General features: G+C 66.6%; 15 protein-coding genes and 1 pseudogene. 5 read left to right on the forward strand and 11 right to left on the reverse strand.

Translation table 11 applies throughout. The annotated features are described in order from the left end of the window. Positions 1 to 23: 23 nt before the first annotated feature. Positions 24 to 131, forward strand: a complete 108-nt coding sequence (locus GUY61_RS41740) for a hypothetical protein (RefSeq protein ID WP_398953771.1) — start codon at positions 24 to 26, stop codon at positions 129 to 131. Positions 132 to 216: 85 nt separating this feature from the next. Here GUY61_RS41740 and GUY61_RS00855 read toward each other — a convergent pair whose 3' ends face one another. After that, a complete protein-coding gene (locus tag GUY61_RS00855; protein ID WP_166628071.1) occupies positions 217 to 1,389 on the reverse strand; it encodes a serine hydrolase in 1,173 nt (390 codons plus the stop codon). Positions 1,390 to 1,627: 238 nt separating this feature from the next. Between GUY61_RS00855 and GUY61_RS00860 the strand changes: the two genes are divergently transcribed. Next, complete coding sequence (locus GUY61_RS00860) at positions 1,628 to 2,272, forward strand: FMN-binding negative transcriptional regulator (RefSeq protein ID WP_166628072.1); 645 nt, start codon at positions 1,628 to 1,630, stop codon at positions 2,270 to 2,272. A 55-nt stretch (positions 2,273 to 2,327) separates the two neighbouring features. On the opposite strand, the gene GUY61_RS00865 is transcribed toward GUY61_RS00860, so the two are convergent. Further along, complete coding sequence (locus GUY61_RS00865; RefSeq protein WP_208105397.1) at positions 2,328 to 3,053, reverse strand: LmbU family transcriptional regulator; 726 nt, start codon at positions 3,051 to 3,053, stop codon at positions 2,328 to 2,330. A gap of 690 nt (positions 3,054 to 3,743) precedes the next feature. Here GUY61_RS00865 and GUY61_RS38960 point away from each other — a divergent pair. Next, on the forward strand, positions 3,744 to 3,950 hold the full coding sequence (locus tag GUY61_RS38960) for a hypothetical protein (RefSeq protein ID WP_208105408.1): 207 nt from the start codon (positions 3,744 to 3,746) through the stop codon (positions 3,948 to 3,950). Between the two features lie 48 nt (positions 3,951 to 3,998). On the opposite strand, the pseudogene GUY61_RS41745 reads toward GUY61_RS38960, so the two are convergent. After that, positions 3,999 to 4,082 (reverse strand): annotated as a pseudogene (locus tag GUY61_RS41745) (hypothetical protein); the annotation flags it as partial. Continuing rightward, positions 4,058 to 4,393: a DDE-type integrase/transposase/recombinase gene (locus tag GUY61_RS41750; protein WP_398953774.1), complete on the reverse strand. Its 336-nt coding sequence runs from the start codon at positions 4,391 to 4,393 to the stop codon at positions 4,058 to 4,060. The pseudogene GUY61_RS41745 and the gene GUY61_RS41750, both read right to left, overlap by 25 nt. 299 nt (positions 4,394 to 4,692) lie before the next feature. Between GUY61_RS41750 and GUY61_RS00880 the strand changes: the two genes are divergently transcribed. Both GUY61_RS00880 and GUY61_RS00885 read left to right on the forward strand, forming a co-directional pair. Continuing rightward, the gene (locus tag GUY61_RS00880; protein ID WP_166628074.1) at positions 4,693 to 5,994 is read left to right on the forward strand and encodes a transposase; all 1,302 of its coding nucleotides are present in this window, start codon (positions 4,693 to 4,695) and stop codon (positions 5,992 to 5,994) included. 300 nt (positions 5,995 to 6,294) lie between these two features. Beyond that, on the forward strand, positions 6,295 to 7,032 hold the full coding sequence (locus GUY61_RS00885; protein WP_166628075.1) for a TylF/MycF/NovP-related O-methyltransferase: 738 nt from the start codon (positions 6,295 to 6,297) through the stop codon (positions 7,030 to 7,032). A 564-nt stretch (positions 7,033 to 7,596) separates the two neighbouring features. Here GUY61_RS00885 and GUY61_RS00890 read toward each other — a convergent pair. The 7 genes from GUY61_RS00890 to GUY61_RS00920 all read right to left on the reverse strand — a co-directional run bounded on the left by GUY61_RS00890 (position 7,597) and on the right by GUY61_RS00920 (position 18,593). Next, a complete protein-coding gene (locus GUY61_RS00890) occupies positions 7,597 to 8,958 on the reverse strand; it encodes a valine--pyruvate transaminase (protein WP_166628076.1) in 1,362 nt (453 codons plus the stop codon). A gap of 12 nt (positions 8,959 to 8,970) precedes the next feature. Then, complete coding sequence (locus tag GUY61_RS00895) at positions 8,971 to 10,896, reverse strand: B12-binding domain-containing radical SAM protein (protein WP_166628077.1); 1,926 nt, start codon at positions 10,894 to 10,896, stop codon at positions 8,971 to 8,973. Positions 10,897 to 11,006: 110 nt separating this feature from the next. Further along, positions 11,007 to 11,279: a phosphopantetheine-binding protein gene (locus GUY61_RS00900; RefSeq protein ID WP_166628078.1), complete on the reverse strand. Its 273-nt coding sequence runs from the start codon at positions 11,277 to 11,279 to the stop codon at positions 11,007 to 11,009. Positions 11,280 to 11,345: 66 nt separating this feature from the next. After that, positions 11,346 to 12,869, reverse strand: coding sequence for an AMP-binding protein (locus tag GUY61_RS00905; RefSeq protein WP_208105398.1), 1,524 nt, complete (start codon positions 12,867 to 12,869; stop codon positions 11,346 to 11,348). A gap of 298 nt (positions 12,870 to 13,167) precedes the next feature. Then, the gene (locus GUY61_RS00910) at positions 13,168 to 13,938 is read right to left on the reverse strand and encodes a thioesterase II family protein (RefSeq protein WP_166628080.1); all 771 of its coding nucleotides are present in this window, start codon (positions 13,936 to 13,938) and stop codon (positions 13,168 to 13,170) included. Next, on the reverse strand, positions 13,935 to 15,293 hold the full coding sequence (locus GUY61_RS00915) for a lysine N(6)-hydroxylase/L-ornithine N(5)-oxygenase family protein (protein ID WP_166628081.1): 1,359 nt from the start codon (positions 15,291 to 15,293) through the stop codon (positions 13,935 to 13,937). The genes GUY61_RS00910 and GUY61_RS00915 overlap by 4 nt, the downstream gene beginning before the upstream one ends. Positions 15,294 to 15,419: 126 nt before the next feature. Continuing rightward, positions 15,420 to 18,593 carry an amino acid adenylation domain-containing protein gene (locus tag GUY61_RS00920; protein ID WP_243766076.1) on the reverse strand — a complete coding sequence of 1,058 codons (3,174 nt, stop codon included), beginning with the start codon at positions 18,591 to 18,593 and terminating at the stop codon, positions 15,420 to 15,422. Positions 18,594 to 18,773: the final 180 nt, after the last annotated feature.

Below are 18,773 nucleotides of genomic sequence, written 5' to 3' on the forward strand. Positions count from 1 at the left end.
TCCCCGCCCCCACCGCGCTCCTCATCCGCCCCGACGGCCATGTCGCCTGGGCCGCTGACGCCGGCGCGCTCGACGCCTCCGCGCTCCGGACCGCCCTCGGCACCTGGTTCGGACCGGCCCTCCAGCGGTGAGGCGCCGCCAGAAGTCACCGGTTCACGGCGGCGAACCCCCATGCTCGTCGACAACGGGCATGGAGGTTCAGCCGTCCACCCGGTGTCAGGGAGACGGGGTGCAGTACTCCGCGTTCACGATGGGGAGGATGGTCTCCGCTCCCCAGTTGGCGTTGTAGTCGAGCGTGAGTTGGTGGCGGCCGTCCTCCGTGGTGGCGGCCAGTGTCAGCCACCCCGCCATGCCTCCGTCGTGGTACCAGAGGGTGGTGCCGCAGCCCAGCTCGAACCGTTCGATGCCGAGGCCGTAGGACGCGCCCGGGAAATCGGGGTTGTCGACGGTCGTCTTCATCTCCTTCAACTGCCGCGGCGGCAGCAGCCTCCCGCGCATCAGGGCCCCGTAGAACCGGTTCAGATCCGCCGCGCTGGAGATGATGTCGCCGCTGCCCCAGCCCTGTGACCCGTTCACCTCGGTGACGTCGTCGATCCGGTCCGGCTGTGAGGGGAAGAGCCTGGAGTAGCCGCGGCTGCTCGGCCGGGGCAGACGGACGCCGTTCCCGGGATGGGACGTCGCCTTGAGCCCCAGGGGTCCGATGATGCGGTCACGCACCTCGTCCTCGTACGATCTGCCGCCGACCTTCTCGACGATCAGCGCGGCCAGGACATCGTTGGTGGTGGAGAAGGAGTGCCTGGCACCGGGCGCGAACAACGGCTCGTGGGAGAGGGCCACCTTCACGCGCTTCTCCGGCGTCAGGGTGTCGTACCGGTGCTGGAGGTAGCCGTCGCCCTCCAGGTACCTCTCGCCGTACGCCTGGTCGGCGAGGTAGTCGAACAGGCCGCTGGTGTGGTTGAGAAGCTGCCGCACGGTGATCTGACGGCCGGCGTTGCCATTGCCCGACACCAGGCCGGGCAGGTGACGTTCCACGGTGTCGTCGAGACCGAGCCGCTTCTCCGCCTCCATCTGAAGCAGGACCGTCGCCACGAACGTATTGGTGATACTGCCGACGCGGAACCGGTCGTTCTTACCGCGCGGCGCACCCGTCTTCAGGTTCCCCACGCCCGACGCCGACTTCCAGACCCCGTCGGCGTCGCGTGCTTCGGCGGTGATACCGGGAACGCCTGCCTGCACGGCCGCGTCCATCGCCAGCTGTGTCGCTCGATGCTCAACCGCCGTGGAGGCCGTGTCCCGCGACGCCTGCACGGGACCCGTGAAAGCGGTGACCGCCATCGCAACCACCGCCAGACCGACCACGCCGGTCCTTGATCTCTTCCGTATCGTCATTCCGCACTCCTGTGAGTCGTCCGTAAGCCGTACTCGTCGACCGCCTGCCCATTTTCCAGAATTTCCCCAGAGGGCCGAATGAAATTTTTACGCACGGCCATCATTCTTTTCCTTCATTGCGCCGGAGACGGCGACAGGCCATGATGGAGAACCCGATTGTCCCGTCGACAGGACACCACGAAGGATTCGTAGACTATTCGCCCCATTCCCCCAGCGCCTTATGAAAGGTGAGTACTGTATGTTCGTCCCCAGCCAATACCGGGAACCGGATGTTTCATGGATGGTCGACCTGATGCGCGGCAACCCTCTGGCGCTGATGGTGAGCAACGGAACTCCCGCTGACGGACCGTACGCCACCCACCTTCCGGTCATCACCGATCCTCAGTGGGAAGGGCCGGCCGCCTCGGACTTGGCCGACATGCCCTTGCTGGGTCACATGAACCGAGCCAATCCGCACTGGGCGACGCTGAACACCGGGTCGATGATCCTGCTGGCGTTCACCGGTCCTCACGCTTACGTCTCACCCACCGTCTACGACATCACGCCGGCCGCACCGACATGGAACTTCACCTCGGTGCATGTGCACGGAGTAGTGGAAAAGATCGAGTCGGCGGAGGAGACACTGGGCGTCGTGCGGGCGACAGTGCAGGCATTCGAGAAGGAATTCGGCGACAGCTGGGACATGAGCGAATCCATCGGCTATTTCCGGAAGATAGTACCCGGCGTGGGCGCTTTCCGTGTCCGGGTCACCAAAGCCGAGGGAATGTTCAAGCTCAGCCAGGAACAGCGCCCCGAGATTCGCGAACGGGTCGTCCAGTCGTTCGCCGGGCGCGGATGCACCCGCCACGCGCAGACGGCGGATCTCATGAGCCGCCTGTCGTAGCGGTCTTTCCGGTGTTCCGGGGTCCGCACCCCAAGGGGTGCGGACCCCGCAACTTTCACTGCGCCGGACGGACACCGAGGTGTGCCTCCAACGCGCTCGCCGTACGGGCAGGCGGCCGGTCCACCTCTTCGAGCAGCTGCTTGGCGGCGGCGTCGAGCGTGGCCGTCACCCACTCCCCCAACTCGGCGCCGGCATGGGCCGCCGCCTTGTGCCACCACTGGAGCCGGTTGTCGGGCACGGCGAGCCGACGCATCGTCGCCACGGCGCTCGTCCGCTGTGAGGTGCCCTCGCGCTCCGCCCGAATGGCATCGCGCAGTTGTTTGGTGTTCCACTTCATCCGCTCGGCACGATCGAGCCACGTCTCCTGCTCGTCGACGGGCAGGGACGCCAGTTCCGCGTGGTGCTGGAAACTGAGCGCGGGCCGCCGCCGGTGCAGTTCGAACCGCCGGGAGACCCAGGCGTAGTTGCGCAGCGTCTGGTACTGGAGGCCGGCCGCGCGAATACCGCGGTCATAGCGGTCGGCGTATTGGTCCTTGCCGTAGATGAGCCAGTCCCCGAGCCACCAGGACGAGGAGTTGAGCAGCCCGGAAAGCTGACGCCCGGCGCGCTCCCACTCTTCGAAGGAGAGTCCTACGGGTATGTGCAGCCCCACCTTTGTAGTCAGTACCTGGTCGCGCCGCGACTCCGCCCCGGAAGTCTTCCGGGTCCTCGACATGGTCTCTGTGGTCTTGCCGAATATGAGCGCCTTGGAGTCTCTGTGTTCCTCGGCCTGATTCGTCATCACGCCTCCGTGGCAACGCGCGTATAAACCGGACCGTTCGCGATGGCTTCCCATCAAATACAGAAAGCGTTCACCCCCGTTCTTTGCGCAGGCATGCCCAGGGCAGCGACCACCGCTCGCAGATATATTCGGATGACCCGAACGAACCGGCCAATGCACGGTTTCCTGTCGAGGTCGAGATGGCCGACCGCCGCGCTCCCGAGTAGATCCCGACAATGATGCCCAGTTCAAGGATCTTGGCGCCGTCGAACACTACTTTGCAGAGTTCGAACCTCTTAATGAAATCTTAGCGCCCCAGTTCGCTGAATGGCGTGATTTGAGGGGATACTCAGAGCCTGCAACGCTCTAAGTCGGCCACGTCGAGTGCCACCGCCAATCGCCCCACCGAAACCGAATCGCCCCGCATCCTTGCAGGTCATAGCCTTATGACCGCAACACTCGAACACCGCGGCCGAGGGCGGGATGAGCCACCCGCGCAAGAAAGCAAGGGTCCCACCCGAGAAGACATGAGCGGAATCCAGCCATTATCCTGTCGCCTCGCGCTCCGGGGCTTGGGCTGCGTTCTGGGAAGTGGTGTACGGGCTCCCACCCGAACCGGGCGTATGCCCCGGCGTCGGAGTGGGTGCCCGGATATGAGAACGGCCACCGGCTGATCTTCGAGATGTCGAAGGCTCGAAGGAGATCAGCACGATGACCGCACCAGACTGTCTGCCCCTGCACACCATCGCGGAAGACAACCTCGCCGCAGCGAGTCCCGATCTGCTGCGCGGTTCAGGCGGCCTCCACTGTCTGAAGGGTGACTTGGTAGCCGAGTTGGTTGAGCCGGCTCACCAGGCGTCGGCTCTGCCGGGCGCGGGTGTGCTGGTGGTGGCAGGCGGTTTCGCACTCGGCCGGTGATACATGGCCGAGAGCCCCGTGGAGTCGGCGGTGGTTGTACCAGTCGATCCACTCGGCGGTGGCCGACTCGACGTCCGTGAAGTTCTTCCACGGCCCACGGCGGTTGATCAGCTCGGTCCTGAACAGACCGATGGTGGACTCGGCGAGGGCGTTGTCATACGCATTGGCGACACTGCCGGTCGAGGGGAGCCGGCCTGAGCCAGGCGCTCGGTGAAGGCGGTCGAGGTGTACTGCCCGCGTCCGAGTGGTGTACCAAACCCCCGGCCATTCGGCCGGTAGCCGCGCTGCCGCAAGGCTTGCTCGACCGCGTCCGGGACCAGGCTCGTGTGCCTGCTCATCGATGCCTTCCACCTCAGGATCCGCCGGGAGAAGGCATCAACGCAGAACGCAACGCAGACGGTGCCGGCCCAACAGGGCACGTAGGTGAAGTCCGCTGCCCACAGCCGGTCCCGGCCTGCCGCATGGAAGTCGGATCAGCGCGGCGGTCGGGGGGGCGAGTTCCACTGGGCAGGCGTGGACGCATCCTTCCAAGGACCAGTGCCCTCTACCGAACCCGGAACGGTTCATCATCGAGTGTCCGTCGATACACCATTTCCGCGGACGTGACCTGGCTATGTGTCGGTCGAGGCGCCAAGGCCGGCTCAGGCAACGCCAAAGCAAGCCGGAGAGAGTGACACCGCGCTGAGGTGCGCCCTAGACTTCTCCCCCAACGCTCAGTAACGTCGGGGGAGTTATTAGCGGCATGGATACGGTCCAATCGGATGGCTCGTCGTCTTCACGCCACGCGACTTGCGCCGACGATCCCGAGTTAGCCCTGGACCTATACAGCAGAACGATCTTCAAGAGCCTGCGCCGAACCGATCAACGCAAGTGGGCACATGCCTATCTGAGAGGTCTGCTCGTCACATCGGGCAAGAAGTCGGTGCGCCGAATCGCCACCGCGATCTCCCGCGACCCGTCCGTCGTGCAGTCGCTGCGCCAGTTCGTCAGTCTCAGCCCGTGGGACTTCGACGAGGTCATGGCGGAACTCACCCACTGGGTGACGCAGCATCGCCCCGCCGCTGTCTGGTCCATCGGCCGGGCTGTTCTGCCCAAGCGCGGTGACCGGTCCGTGGGTGTCCATCGCTACTTCGACCTGTCCTCGGGCCGTACGCTGAACTGCCAGCTGGGGCTGGGGGCCTTCCTGTGCGTGGACGGCGCTCAAGTTCCCGTCGACTGGTGCCTGCACTTGCCGACGACCTGGACACGGGAACCCGACCGCCGCGCGGAGGCCCGCATACCGGAATCCGAGCAGTACCGGCCGCTGTGGGCGCAAGCACTCCGACTCGTCGAACGGCTGTCGGCTCGCACGGGCTCCTCGTCCTCCGTCGTCCTCGTCGACATGAGCGACGAACCCGACGTGGGGTATCTGCTGCACGGACTCACCAAGCGCCGCCGCGATTTCGTCGTCGCCGTGCCGCCGCACCTGGCGGTGCTGCCCGCGGGCGAGAAGGCCCCGGCGCCGGTGAGCGCGAGGACCCTGGTCCACGCGCGGAGCCAGGGGACGGCCGTCGTCTCCCTGCCGGACGGACAACAGCCCAGCACACCATTCCAGACGTCGCTCGTTCATCTGCCAGGCAGCTCCCAGGGGCGCTCCCCCGGCCCTCTCTACCGGCTCTTCACCGAGGTGGGCCGCAACTGTCCCCGCCCACTGTGGCTTACCAGCCTCGCCCACCACGCCGTCGCGGAGGTCGGCTCGATCGCCGCGTTCCAGAGCGGGACGGCGGCCGTGATCGGTTCAATGGAGCAGGACTTCGGGCTGCTGGACTTCGAGGGCCGGTCGTTCCCCGGCTGGTACCACCACATGGCCCTCGTCTCCGCCGCGTACGCCTTCCAGCGCCTGCACGGGCTCACCTCCGTGGCGTCACGCTCACGGCACAGCCAGTGCCACAGCCTCGCGGCGCGCGACTTCTGCCCCATCGGGGGGCCGGTTCCGGACGCGAGGACGACGACCGGGCGGGCGACGGAAGAGCCGAAGATTGCGAGTCCTGATCCGTCGGCATGAGAGCACTTTCCTCGTGCAGGCTACAGGGGCGCGGCCGAGGGCTGTGGTTTCCGCCGCGTGGGGCTGTCCCGCCGGCGGGACAGCGGCTCGCCATCCCGGCGCCGGCGTTGTCTTGTCCGGCTGACCCGCTTCCGTGAACGTAGAGATAATTAAACAGCGTTAGAAGCTCGGCGGAATGAGCGGACGGCCAATGAAATCCTCAGGGCTCGTTTCCGGTCAGCGAATTGTGGCTTACTCGCCATTGTCACGCGGAACGGTCATCTGTACCGTCCTATTCAGTGATTCGAGTCGAGGAGGAACATGGACGACGACGTCACCGAAGGCCTGCTACCAGTGCTTCCAGAGCTCAGTCGCCTGCTACCAGACCTACGCGGAATGGACATCACAAGCCTGCTGACCGACTATGCGCGCATGGCAAAGATCGTGTCAGTGGTAGACGCCGCCCGATTCCTGGAAGAGCATTTCGCGTCGGCGCAGAACCTCGGTGGCCGGGAGAACCTCCTTCGGCATGCCTGCCTCTCGGTGAGGATAGACGGCGACGTGCTGGAGTTCGGTGTGATGGGTGGGCAGACATTGGCCATCCTCTGTGAGGAGTTCGAGGATCGCACTGTGCACGGGTTCGACTCCTTCAAGGGGTTGCCCGAGGACTGGACCCACGACAGTCCGGTCGGCACCTACAGCACCGAGGGGAGGCTACCGACCGGCCTTCCGTCCAATGCAAAGCTCCACGTCGGCTTGTTCGAGGACACGCTGCCCAAGTACCTGGCCGGCAACGACGAGCCGGTTGCTCTCCTGCACATTGACTCGGACCTGTACTCCAGCGCCCACACGGCCCTGTTCGGACTTGCCCCACGGCTGCGGGCGGGGTCGATCATCGTTTTCGACGAGTTCCTCAACTACCCCGGCTGGCGCCAGCACGAGTACCGCGCCTTGATGGAGTTCGTCGACGCGTTCGACGTCAAGTTTCGCTACTTCTCTTTCGCATCGAGCTATCTGTCCGTCGCAGTGCAGCTGGACTCTGCGCCCAAGGTCAGCTGACTTGCGCAAGCGATATCGTGGGGCCGGTTGGTGAGGCGGGGTCACGGTCGCCGACGCCACGGGCGGGGTCGTGCGGCAGTACGCGATCGTATGAGCCCGGCCGGCTGAGGTCTCGCCTCTTCAATCAGCAACGCTTCCGTTCACGGGACTTCCGCTCCGCAACGAGGGGCGCAGAGCTGGTTCCGAACAGCCCGCCGCTTCGAACACGACGCCTCGAGCCGCCCGATCCCGATGGTCGATGACGTGTCACACGCCCGGGCACCGCCGCACCGACCAGGCTGCGGGCCGCTGCTGCGCACCCGCGAAGACCGCCGACCGGCGAACGCATGCTCCGGGCCGCCGTCCACAGCTCGTCCCGCCCCGGGGCGGCCTCCTCCCGACCGCCCTGGAGTGCGCTGCCGGCGGTGGCTGACGCGAGCTCCGCCCGCGGCTTGCTTGGGCACGGTCACCGTCGAGCAGGCGTTTCCTGAGCCCGCATTGTTGCCGGACCGTCCTCCTGGCGTCAGCCCCGACTCTTGATGGGCGAGTTGACGTGGGCGGATGCCCGCCGGCCCTCTTGCCTCGTCATGGCGCAACACTTCCGGCACGCATGTCACTCAGCGCCGCCGCGATCACCTTGATGCCGGCGGCGATGGTGTCCGGATCGGGAGTGATGCTGATCCTGAAGCACTGCTGAGGGTGGCGTCCGAGGCCCTGGCTGTGCTCGACGTCGGTGAAGAAATGCCGTCCCGGTACGACGAAAACGCCCCTGCGCTTGAGCGTCCCGTACAGACGGAGGTCGTCGAACCACTCCTCGTCCACCCAGACCCAGCAGAACATGCCCCCTTCGGCGGCGTGCAAGTGCCAGGAAACGTCCTCCGGCAGTGCCCCCGCCAGCAGCGACTCGACGAACTTCCTGCGCTCGGCGTAGAAGGGGCCGATGACCGACGCGACCAGCGTGTCGAGAACGTCGGACCGCAGCGCGTGGGCCAGTGCCGACTGCACCAGCTGGGGGGCGTGCAGCGCCGAGTTGGACAGGAACGAGACGATGGGATCGATGTGCCGCTCGTCGGCCACGGCGAAGCCCAGGCGCTCTCCGGGAAGCCCGGCCTTCGAGACCGAGAAGACATTGATGACACGTTCGTCCCACACCGGTGCCATGGAGGATCCGCCGATACCCGGGAACGGAGCGCCGTAGGCGTTGTCGACTAAGAGCGGTACGTCGTGGCCTCGGGCAGCCGAGATGAGCCGCTGGATCTCGTCGAGCGACGCGCAGCGGCCCGCCGGGTTGCTCGGGCTGGAGAGCAGTATGAGCCCGACGTCCGCCAGGCTCTCGAGGGCGGGCAGATCCAGCAGATAGCGGAAGGACCGCTCGCCTTCGAGCCGCAGGAGGGGCTCGACTCCCCGGATTCCGCCGGGCGTCAAGGAGAGCCCCTGGTAGCCGGTGTAGTCCGGGGTCATCGGCAGGACCAGCTTGGTGTCCCCCCTCGCGCCCGCCCCGGTGAAGAGCGCCGCGGCGATGAAGCAGAGCATTTGACTGCCGGGACCCACCACGATGTTGCGCGGCCCCACGTTCCAGCCGTAGCGCCTGTTGAAGTACTCGGCGACCGCGTCGACGAGTTCCGGCAGTCCACGAGACGGCCCGTACTTGCAGCTGACATCGCCGAAGGAGGTGACCAGCGCCTCGGAGGTCATCCGCTGCCAGGTGTCCATGACCTCGGGTATGGCCGCCGGATTTCCTATGCCGAGGTTGAGCCACTGCGTTCCCGTGACGGAGCCGGTGGTGGTGGCGATGTCGTCCATGATGAGCCGAAGTCCTGACAGACTGGCCATCTTGGTTCCGGATCGGGACAGCTCCACGGGATGGCGTCCTTTCCTGCCGGTGATCGATGGGCGGCGAGCGAAGTAGCCGTCGAGCGCGTACGGACAGAAGGAGGCCATCCCCATGGCCCGGGACGGTCAGTCAGCGGCCGGAGCCTGAACGGTGTCCGGTGAGTGAACCTCGACGAAGGGCAGAATCTCGCGGAAGCGCAGGACGGTGCCGTGGCAGTAGTTGGCGTTGTGCTCAAGGCTCCGCTGTGGCATGTAGGGCATCTTCTGCCGGGCATGATGGTTGACGCTCAGCGTGACCCGTCCTGACACGGCGTCGCCCCGCACGTCGGCGTCGAGCATCTCGCGCTCCGTCAGCAGCCGGGCCAGCTCCGCGGAAACCTCCACGATGAAGGTCTCGGCATCGCCGAGGCCGTGCACGGTGATCTCCGTGAACTCGTAGTCCGGCACGCTCACCGGTTCGCGGTAGATGTACGGCCGCGCGATCAGGTCCATCTCGAACGCCTGCCGGGCCATCGGGTCCGACCACCACTCCTGGGATGTGACGTAGTCGGCCAGGACCTCGTCGAACTCCTCACGATGGGTGCTGAGGATCATGTGCCCGATCTTTCCGCTGAGGAGCACGTCGTAGTTGGTCAGGCTGGCCAAGGACTCGGCGATGAGCTGGAGCACCTCGGAACCTGTCCGGCTCTGGAAGTAGCGCGCGACACTGGCGAACAGATCTCCGTAGGAGATGATGCCGGCGGCGTCGAGGTAGCCGGAGAGCAGGAACAGGCCCCGCATGTTGTAGGTGGTGTGCATCGCGTTGTACAGCCAGTACGCCTCACGGCACTCGTCCTTCGACACCCAGTTCGTGGCGACGACGACCTCCGCCTCGGACACGTCGCTCGGGACGGGCTCCGTCGTCAGGCCGTAGAGTTCCACCTGGTTGTACATCGGCGTGTTGTGCAGGAGAAGCTGCGGGTAGACGATCACGGTGTCGGCGTAGGACCGGGACAGCTTGGTCAACCCGTCCTTGAACGACTCGAAGGTCTCCCCCGGCAGGGGCCAGATCAGTTCCACATAGGAACTGATCTGCTTTTCCCTGAGCGTGCGCTGCAGCTCGACGAAGGTCTCTTCGCGAATGTTGGACCGCTCCACGAGTTTGAGCGACTCGGGATTCAGGGTCTGGAGCGAGATGGGCTGAGTCACCATGAGGTCGCCACGTACGAAGATCTCGGTGATCTGCGCCATGCGCTCCGGCCGGTTCTTGGTGGCCGCCATATACACGACCAGCGGATAGCCGACTTCCTTCTTGCGTTCCACGATGTGCTCGGTCATCGCCACGTCACGAGGTGACTGCCCCCAGTTCGCGTCGGCGATGAAGAGCCCGGAGAGCCCGTTGTCGGCGATCCAGTCCAGCTCGGCCCTGATCCGCTCCTCCTCGAACTTGATCACCTTTGAGTTGGTGGCCGCGCCCCAGTAGCAGAAGGTGCAGCGGAAGGGACACCCACGGTTCGTCTCCAGGATCCCCATACTGAACTCCCGGCCGTCGAAGACGCCCGTGAGGAAGGGGGAAGGAATTTCCATGAGGTTGTTGATCCGCGGCGCCGGTTCCGTGGTGACGAGCTCGCCGCCGGACCAGAAGCTGAGTCCGGGGACCTGGTGTATGTCGGGCGTCGAGCTGTTGAGCTGCCTGAGCAGCTCCACGGACGTCCGCTCCCCCTCCCCGTTGCACACATAGACGTTCTCCGGCGCACCCGCCAGATAGGTCGCGGCGTGATTCATCACCTGCGGGCCGCCGAGCAGGTAATGGGCGCCCGGCTGCCTCTCCCGGAGCTCCTTCAGCAGCCAGCCGACCAGCTTCATGTTCCAGATGTAACAGCTGAAGGTGTAGACATCCGCATACTTCCCGGCCAGTTCCTCCAGCAGCTTGTGCCGGTCGTCGGTCACCGGGTAGGAGACTATTTCGAAGGTGTGGGCCGGCCCCACCTCGATGTCTTCCTGCGCGCACGCCTGGATGTAGCCGGACGCAAGCGGCAGAATGTTCTCATAGGTGGGAATTTCGACGAGCACGACTTTCTTGCGCTCTTGGTTTCCGCTCCCGACCCTAGTCGGGATACTTTCGATGAGCATTCCGGACCTCCGCCCCGAATCCTGTGCCGCTGTCTCGTCGATATGCGTGGCTATGAAGGCTGTCCGGGCGTCCCACGGTCCTTGTCGACCCACTGGTCGATGCGTTCGGCCAGGCCGGCGAGGACCGGCGTGTCGATGAGAACTCGCACCGTGAAATCGATGTTCCAGACTCGGCGGGCTTCCAGCACCACCTTGGTGGCCAGCAGCGAATCCCCGCCGAGGCCGAAGAAGTCCTGGTCGCGCCCGACCTTGTCGATCTTGAGGACATCGGCCCAGATCATCGCGAGCCGACGTTCCGTCTCCGTCTCGAAGTCGCCTTCCATGTCACACCCCTGTCTGCGCTGGCGTCTTGTCCGCAATCTTCGACAACAACTCGAACCCGATCTGCGTCAACGGCCGGGCCGTCCATGTCCTTGCAGGTGCATGTCCGCGAGTGCCTGGGCGACCGCCTTGCGGTCCGCCTTGCCGCTCGGTGTGCGAGGCAGCTCCGGCAGGACCGTGATGGAGACTGGCACCGAGGGGCCGGGCAGTAGCTCGGTCAGGGCGGCCAACGCTCGGCCGGCGTCAAAGGCGCCTTCCTCTCCGTCGAGGGTGACGGCTGCCCGTAGCTGACGGGAACCTTCCGCGATCTGGATCGGAACGCACACCGCTTCCGTGACGCCAGGCTGTTCGAGCAGGCAGGCGTCCACCTCCAGCGGATTCACCCGGACTCCGCGGATCTTCACTTCGTTGTCGGCACGGCCGACGTAGTGGATGACATCGTCCTCGACGCGCACCAGGTCTCCGGTACGGAAGGCCCGGTTGTGGCCGTGCCGGGTGAGGTCGAGGGGGATGTACCGCGCCGCGTTGAGGCCGGGCTGGTTGAGATAGCCGGTCGACAGGGGCAGGCCCGCCACGAGGAGCTCCCCCACCCCTGGCTCGTCATGGCCGACCGGATCGACGATCGCCTCGCAGCCCGGCAGAGGGCTCCCGATCGGCGGCAAGGTCGGCCAGTCTTCCGGCGGCCCGGTCAGCGTGTGCGCGGTGACCATGGCGGACTCGCTCTGGCCGTAGTGAATGTTCAGCCGGCAGCCCGGCAGGCGCCGGAAGAAGTTCCTCAGGACCGGGGTGCAGACGAGCTGCTCGCCGCCGAGGTTCACCTCTTGGAGCGCGAGACCGTCGAGCGAATCGGCGGCGGCAGCGGCAGTGGTGAGCATGTTCAGGGCCACGTACGGCAGGAACAGGCGCTCGATCCGGTTGTCCGCCAGCCAGTCGAGCAGGGCGATCGCGTCACGGCGCAGCGGCTCGGGCATGATCACCAGCGTTCCCCCGCCGCACAGCGTGCCGAGAACCTCCTGGAACCACACATCGAAGTTGAGCGGCGTGAACTGGGCGGTGCGCAGGTCGGGCCGCACCGAATGACTTCGCTGCCATTCCGCCATGTTGTCGATGGAGCGGTGCGGCAGGGCGACACCCTTGGGCAGGCCCGTGGACCCGGAGGTGTAGATGATGTACACGGGCAGGTCCGCCCGGCAGGAATGCCGCGGCATGGCCACGTCGCCGGACGTTCTCGTGGTCGGCCGGCCCGGTGCCGACGGTATGCGCAGGGACTGCACACCGGTCGCGAACACGGGTTCCTGGTCGGCGCACAGCAGTATCTTGGCACCGCTGTCGGCGTTCATGTACTCAAGACGCTTCACCGGATAGTCGGCGTCCAGCGGCACGTACGTGGCCCCGATGTACACCGTGGCCAGCATCGCCGCCACGATCGCGGCACTTCGCGAGCCGGTGATCGCCACCCGGTCGCCCGGGCGGATGCCGTGATCCACGAGGACCGCGGCGATGCTGCTGGTCCACAGGGTCAGGTCCCGGTAGGTCAGCTCATGGTCCTCGTCGCACACCGCGATGTCGTCCGACCGTGTCGCCGCGGTCATGGCCAGTGCATCGAGCAGGCACGGCGGATCGGTCGGACCGCCCCACAACGAGGGGAGCGCGCGGGGCACAGTCAGCGCTTTCGATCTACTTGCCATCTGCCATCCCTAGGCCGAGGACGCTCATGAAACTGCGCGTGGGTTGCTCAATAGGGCACTGCCGGATTCGACGCGACCTTTGCTGGCTCAGTTTCGGCGACCGAGCGGAAGTTGGCACCCGGTAAATGGACGATGGTTAAATCACACACCGATACACATTCCCGCGCCATATCGAAATCACCTTACCATGGCATTGCACACGTCAAGTGGCTGTCTTCGTACGGAACTTGACGTCGCCCAATACGTCACTCAAGTCCGCCAACAGCGCGGCTTCCTCGGCTCTCAGATAGAAATGCCCGCCGGGCAACACGCGAAGCCGGAAGGCATCGTTCGTCAATTCCCCCCAGCGGCACATCTGCTCCGGGGTCACTTCGGAATCGGCGTCACCGGTGTAGCCGTACACCGGGCAGTCGAGCAGAGGCCGGGGGCCACCGGCATAGTCGTCCACCAAGTGGTAGTCCGCGCGGACCGCGGGGAGCACGATCTCCCGCAGGTCGGGGTCGGCGAAGACCGCGGCACGGCTCGCGTCGAAGCCCACGACATGCGCGATGATCTCCTCGTCCGTGCCGGAGATCATCTGCCGGCCGGCCAGCGCATGCGTCGCCCGCCTGCCGGACACGCACAAGGCGGCCGGGGGACACCCCCGTTCCTGGAAGCGCAGCGCCACCTCGTGCGCCACCGAGGCCCCCATGCTGTGACCGAACAACACCAGCCGATACTGCGTCAGCTCGTAGAGCGCGTCGGCTATGTCGTCCGCGAGAGCTTCCAGCCTGGGCGCGAACTGGTCGCCGAACCGGTCCTCCCGGCCCGGGTACCGGACGGCGAGCACTCCGATGTCCGACGGCAGTCCCAGAGCCCAGGTGCGATACGCGCTCGCCCCGGCGCCGGCTGCCGGAAAGCAGACGAGCTTCGTCTCGCACCCGTCGTCATCGCGGTAGGGGCGCAGCCACCGGTCCTCCACCGGACCACTCATCGAAATGTTCCCTTTCCTGCCTCGGCGAGGACCGTGCTCTCGTCGCTCTCGTCGTTCGGCCCGGCGCGCCGGGCGACAATCGAGTCGACGATCTCACCGCTCCGTACCGCGATGTTCGACAGCAGTGAGGAGGTCAGGCCGTGGGTGTGTTCGGTGCCGCCCTGAAGGTAGATGCCGCATCGCATGTCGGGGGCGGTGACGATGCGGTAGTCCCGCTCCACCCGGTACCGGCCCGCCTCGTCGCGCAGGCAGTACCGGTCGAGATCGCCGAGCAGGTCCGTGGGCTCCATCGCGTTGTAGCCGGTCGCGCAGACGAGCAGGTCGAAGTCGAGTTCGCGCACCTCGCCGTCCGAGCCCTCCTGGAGGGAAACACGGGTCTCGGCGCCGGCGCGCTTCACACCGGTGACCCTCGTCAGGTTGAGGAACTGCAGGCGCCTGACCCCCCGCACGTCGTCGTCATACGACCTGCGGTACAGATCCCGGATCACCTCGTCGTCGACGACCGAGTAGTTCGTGTTGCGGTGGTACCGCCAGAACGCCTCCCGTGTCTGCTCACTGCCGAAGTAGTACTCGTCGACGGCCCCCAGGTCGAAGACCTGATTGGCGAAGGGGGTGTCGTCCGCGACGGAGTAGCCGTAGGACGGGACGATCGCGCAGACCTGGGCGTGCGGCAGCTCGTCGTACAGGAACCTGGCGATCTCGGCGGCGCTCTGGCCCGCTCCGGCCACCGCCACCCGACGCAGCTCCCCGGGATCCGTCCGGCGGTACTTCGCCAGGAACTCGGAGCTGTGCCAAACCCGTTCGTCGCGCTCGGTTCCCTCGGGCATGCTCGGGACCAGGCCGGTCGAGATCACCACGTTCCGTGCCTCGACCACGCGGCCGGCTCGGCCGGTGGCATCGGCCACTTCCAGCAGCAGACGGTCCGACAGCTCGGGAACGGCGCCCGGCGGCCGCCGGATCGACGTCACCTCGGAGCCGTACACGATGCGGTCGGCCACCTTTGCCTGCGCCCACTCGAGGTACTGGTGGAACTCCTGGCGCGTAGGGAAGAAGTCCTGATTGTTGACGAACTGCGGCAGCCGCCCCTGCGCGTGCAGGTATGCGACGAAGCTGAAACTCGACGTCGGATTGCGAAAGGTGACCAGGTCCTTGAGAAAGGATATCTGCATGGTCGCCGATGGCAGCAGCATGTTGCGGTGCCAGCCGAAAGAGGACTGACGCTCGAAGAAGAGGCTGCTGATCCCGTCCTCCGGACCACGCGCCCCGTACTCTTCCAGGGCGATGGCGAGCGACAGGTTGGACGGACCGAACCCAACGCCGACCACGTCGTAGATCTCGTGTTCACGATTACTCATAGAGAATTCTCCCGCTGGCATTTTCATCCGTCGCGCCGCCAACGTAGACCCGGCACGATGAGCCATTCAAGTACGCCGGACGCGTTTATGTCCCGCCGACGGGACACGAATTCACACGTAAATCGCTCAGAGGGCTTCGCCGTCCTTCGTCCTTCTGCGCAGAGTCGGCCTGCTCGACCGGGCTACGTCCTTCCATCTGTCCGACAGGCCGGCGATGGTGCGTGCCGCGAACAACGTCCGGATGGACACTTCGAGATTCAGCTCCGCCCGGATCAGACCGACCAGTCTGATTGCCCGCAGCGAGTTCCCACCGAGCTCGAAGAAGTCCTCGTCGATGCCCACGCGGTCCAGTTCGAGCACATCCGCGAAGGCCTCGGCCAGAACCCGCTCGGTGGGGTTGCGCGGCGCCCGGTGCCGCCTGTCGTCGAACGCGGGCTCCGGCAGCGACGCCCGGTCCACTCTCCCCCCGGCCGTCACGGGCAGGCGTTCCAGCACCACGAATATCGACGGCACCATGAACTCCGGCAACCGCTCCGCGGCGAACCGGCGCAGTTCCTGGACCGCAGGGCCGGCCCCGCGGTCGCGCCCGCCCACCGGGACCACGTAGGCCACCAGCCGCTTCTGCCCGGAGCCGTCCTTCCTGGCGACCACCACCGACTGTGCCAGCCCGGGGTGCTCGGACAGCACCTCCTCGATCTCCGCCGGTTCGACCGCAACACCACGAATCTCCGCCTGGGTGCCGGCCCGGCCCACGTACTCGAGGCGGCCGCCGGTGCCCCACCGCACCCGGTCTCCGGTCCGGTACATGAGCCCGCCGACCGGACCGAACGGGCAGGGCACGAAACGCTCCGCGGTCGGCCCGGGGCGCCCGGGAAGACCGCGGGCCACGCCGGGTCCGGCCACGTACAGCTCTCCGGCCACGCCCACGGGGACAGGGGCCAACCCCGGCCCCAGCACATAGAGGGCGGTGTTGTCCGCCGGGCGGCCTACCGCGCCCGCGTGGTCCGCCGGGTCGTCCGCGGCCAGGCGGTGGACCACTGCGAACACGGTCGTTTCCGTCGGGCCGTGGCCACTCACGATCGTCAGCTCGGGGCACGCCTCCCGCACCCGTCGCACCGCGGCTGCGGACACACGGTCACCACCGGTCCACACCTCGCGCAACCCGGTGAAGCTCTCGGGGTGTTGCGCCGCGATCGCCGAGAACAGGCCAACGGGCAGCCACAGCGTGGAGATCTCGTGGACCGCTCGCAGCTCGGTCAGCGTGTCGATGTCCAGCTCGCCCGGAGGAGCCACGACCACCCGGCCGCCGTTCAGCAGAGGCACCCACAGTTCGAGGGCGAGCGCGTCGGAGGTGTGCGGCGAATGCCACAGCACGGTGCTGCGGCCGCCTTCACGCCATTGGCGATCCATGACGCACCGCTGCATGTTCCGGTGCGTGACAGCGACTCCTGTGGCCGCGCCGGCCAATCCGGATCCGTACATCACGGCCAGCAGGCTGTCCAGGTGCAAGGGGACCCGCGCACCGTCGTTGTCACCGGCGGTGTCCGACCAGATGCCGTCGAAAGGAATCGACGGAACATCCAGACCGGCGGCGAGCACTTCGGCTGTCGCCGCTTCGGCGAGCAGGAAGCGCACCGCGGCATCACTCACCACCGACCTGATGCGCTCCGGAGGGAACGCCGGGTCGACGGGCAGGTAGGCTCCGCCCGCCTTCGCCGCCCCCAGCAGGGCAACGGCCAGGTTCACCGAGCGAGGCATCGCCACCGCTACCACCGTCCCGGGCCCGACGCCCCGACGTCGCAGCGCCTCGGCCAGGCGGCTCGACCGCTCGTCCAGTTCCCGGTACGAGAGGGCCGAGTCCCCGGACACCAGCGCGACGGCATCGGGAGCCCGCTGCACCTGGCGGGCGAACAGCTCCGGAACCGTCAAGCCCGGCACCGGCACATCCGTGTCGTTCGGCGCTGTCAGCACCCGGTCCCGCCGGGCGCCACCGACCACGTCCAGCGCACCGACCGGCAGCTGTGCGTCGGCGGCCAGCAGGGCGCGTATGAACGAGATCAGCTCCAGGCCGATGAAGCGCAGCTCCGCTCCGGAGTACAGGGTCGCGGGGGCGTCGAGGCGGAGGAACAGGTCGCTGTCGGCGCTTCCGTCGGTGTAGACGCCGATGGACAGTTCGTCGAAGGCGCCGGTCGTCGCGCCGAGGTGGCGCGCCGGGTGGCCGGCGAAGTGGAGTTGCTCCGCGAACTCGACGACGTTGACGACGGCGCCGAAACTGCCGCGTCCACTCGGGCTGGTTTCGCTCGCGCGCTGGATGTCCGAGTAGTGGCAGGCGGTGTGGCCGAAGATCTCGTACGTCTCGTCGACCACCGCGTCGGCGATCTCGCCGAAGGTCGTACCGAGCGGGACCCGCACCCTCATCGGCACCACGTTCACCGTCAGGCCGGGCGTGCTGCCAGCCACCCCGGTCCGGTTGGCCACGGCCATCGAGAGAAGGAACTCCGGGTGGTCGCAGCGGTGCCGGAAGTACACCGCGGCGGCCGCGGTCAGCAGCGACGACATCCATACGCCCATGGACTTCGCGGCGTCGGTCCAGGTGTCCGCCTCGGTGCGCGGAATGGTCAGTGTTCGACTCACCATGCCGATGACGTCGGCCAGTTGGCCCCAGCGGTCGGCGGTGCCGGTCCGCTCGGACAGCGCGGACCGCGCTGCGTCGGACAGGGCAATGCGTGGGACCTGTGCGGGCGCGGGCGCGTCCGTCAGGTAGGAGCGCCAGAACTCGGTGTCCTCGGCGAACGCCGGGGACTCGCGGTACTGCGACATTTCGGCCGCGAACGACTCGGCGTCCCACGGCTGCGGCAACTCCGGTACTCGAGCGCCCCGTGCGAGCGCCGTGTAGACCTCCGCGAGGCGCCGCGACAGCAGGCCGCCCGCGCCGTACCCGTCCGACACGAGGTGGTGGTAGGCGACCACCACGAGGGAGCGGGCCGACGCGAGTTTGACCACGCCCAGTCGGACCAGCAGGTCACGTTCCAGGTCGAACGGCTGCCTCACCAAGTCGGCCAGCGCCTCGCGGGCCGTCTGCTCGGGATCGGCAGCGTCGCTCACATCCATGAAGAACGGCTGCCAGTCCCCCAATTCCCGGGGTACCTGCCGCAGTTCGCCGTCGACTTCGACGAAGTTGACGCGCAGCACTTCCGCCTCGCCGAGTACGTGACGGAATGCGGATTCCATGACCGCCGCGTCCAGTTCACCGTCCACATCCCACATGAACAGCGCATGGTTCAGCGTGTCGGGGGTCATTTTCTGCGCCAGCCACATTCCCTTTTGCGCAGACGACGCACCGAACGAGCGCACACGGATCATCTCCTCAAGCGAACAGGCCCGGGATTCGGAGGAATTCGAGATCGCCTCCACCTTCACGGACATTGGAACAGCCGGTCAAGACAACGGGGTTCGGGGGCTGGCCGAGCCGTCGGCACA

It is taken from the genome of Streptomyces sp. GC420 (assembly GCF_009916105.1).
Classification (GTDB): domain Bacteria; phylum Actinomycetota; class Actinomycetes; order Streptomycetales; family Streptomycetaceae; genus Streptomyces.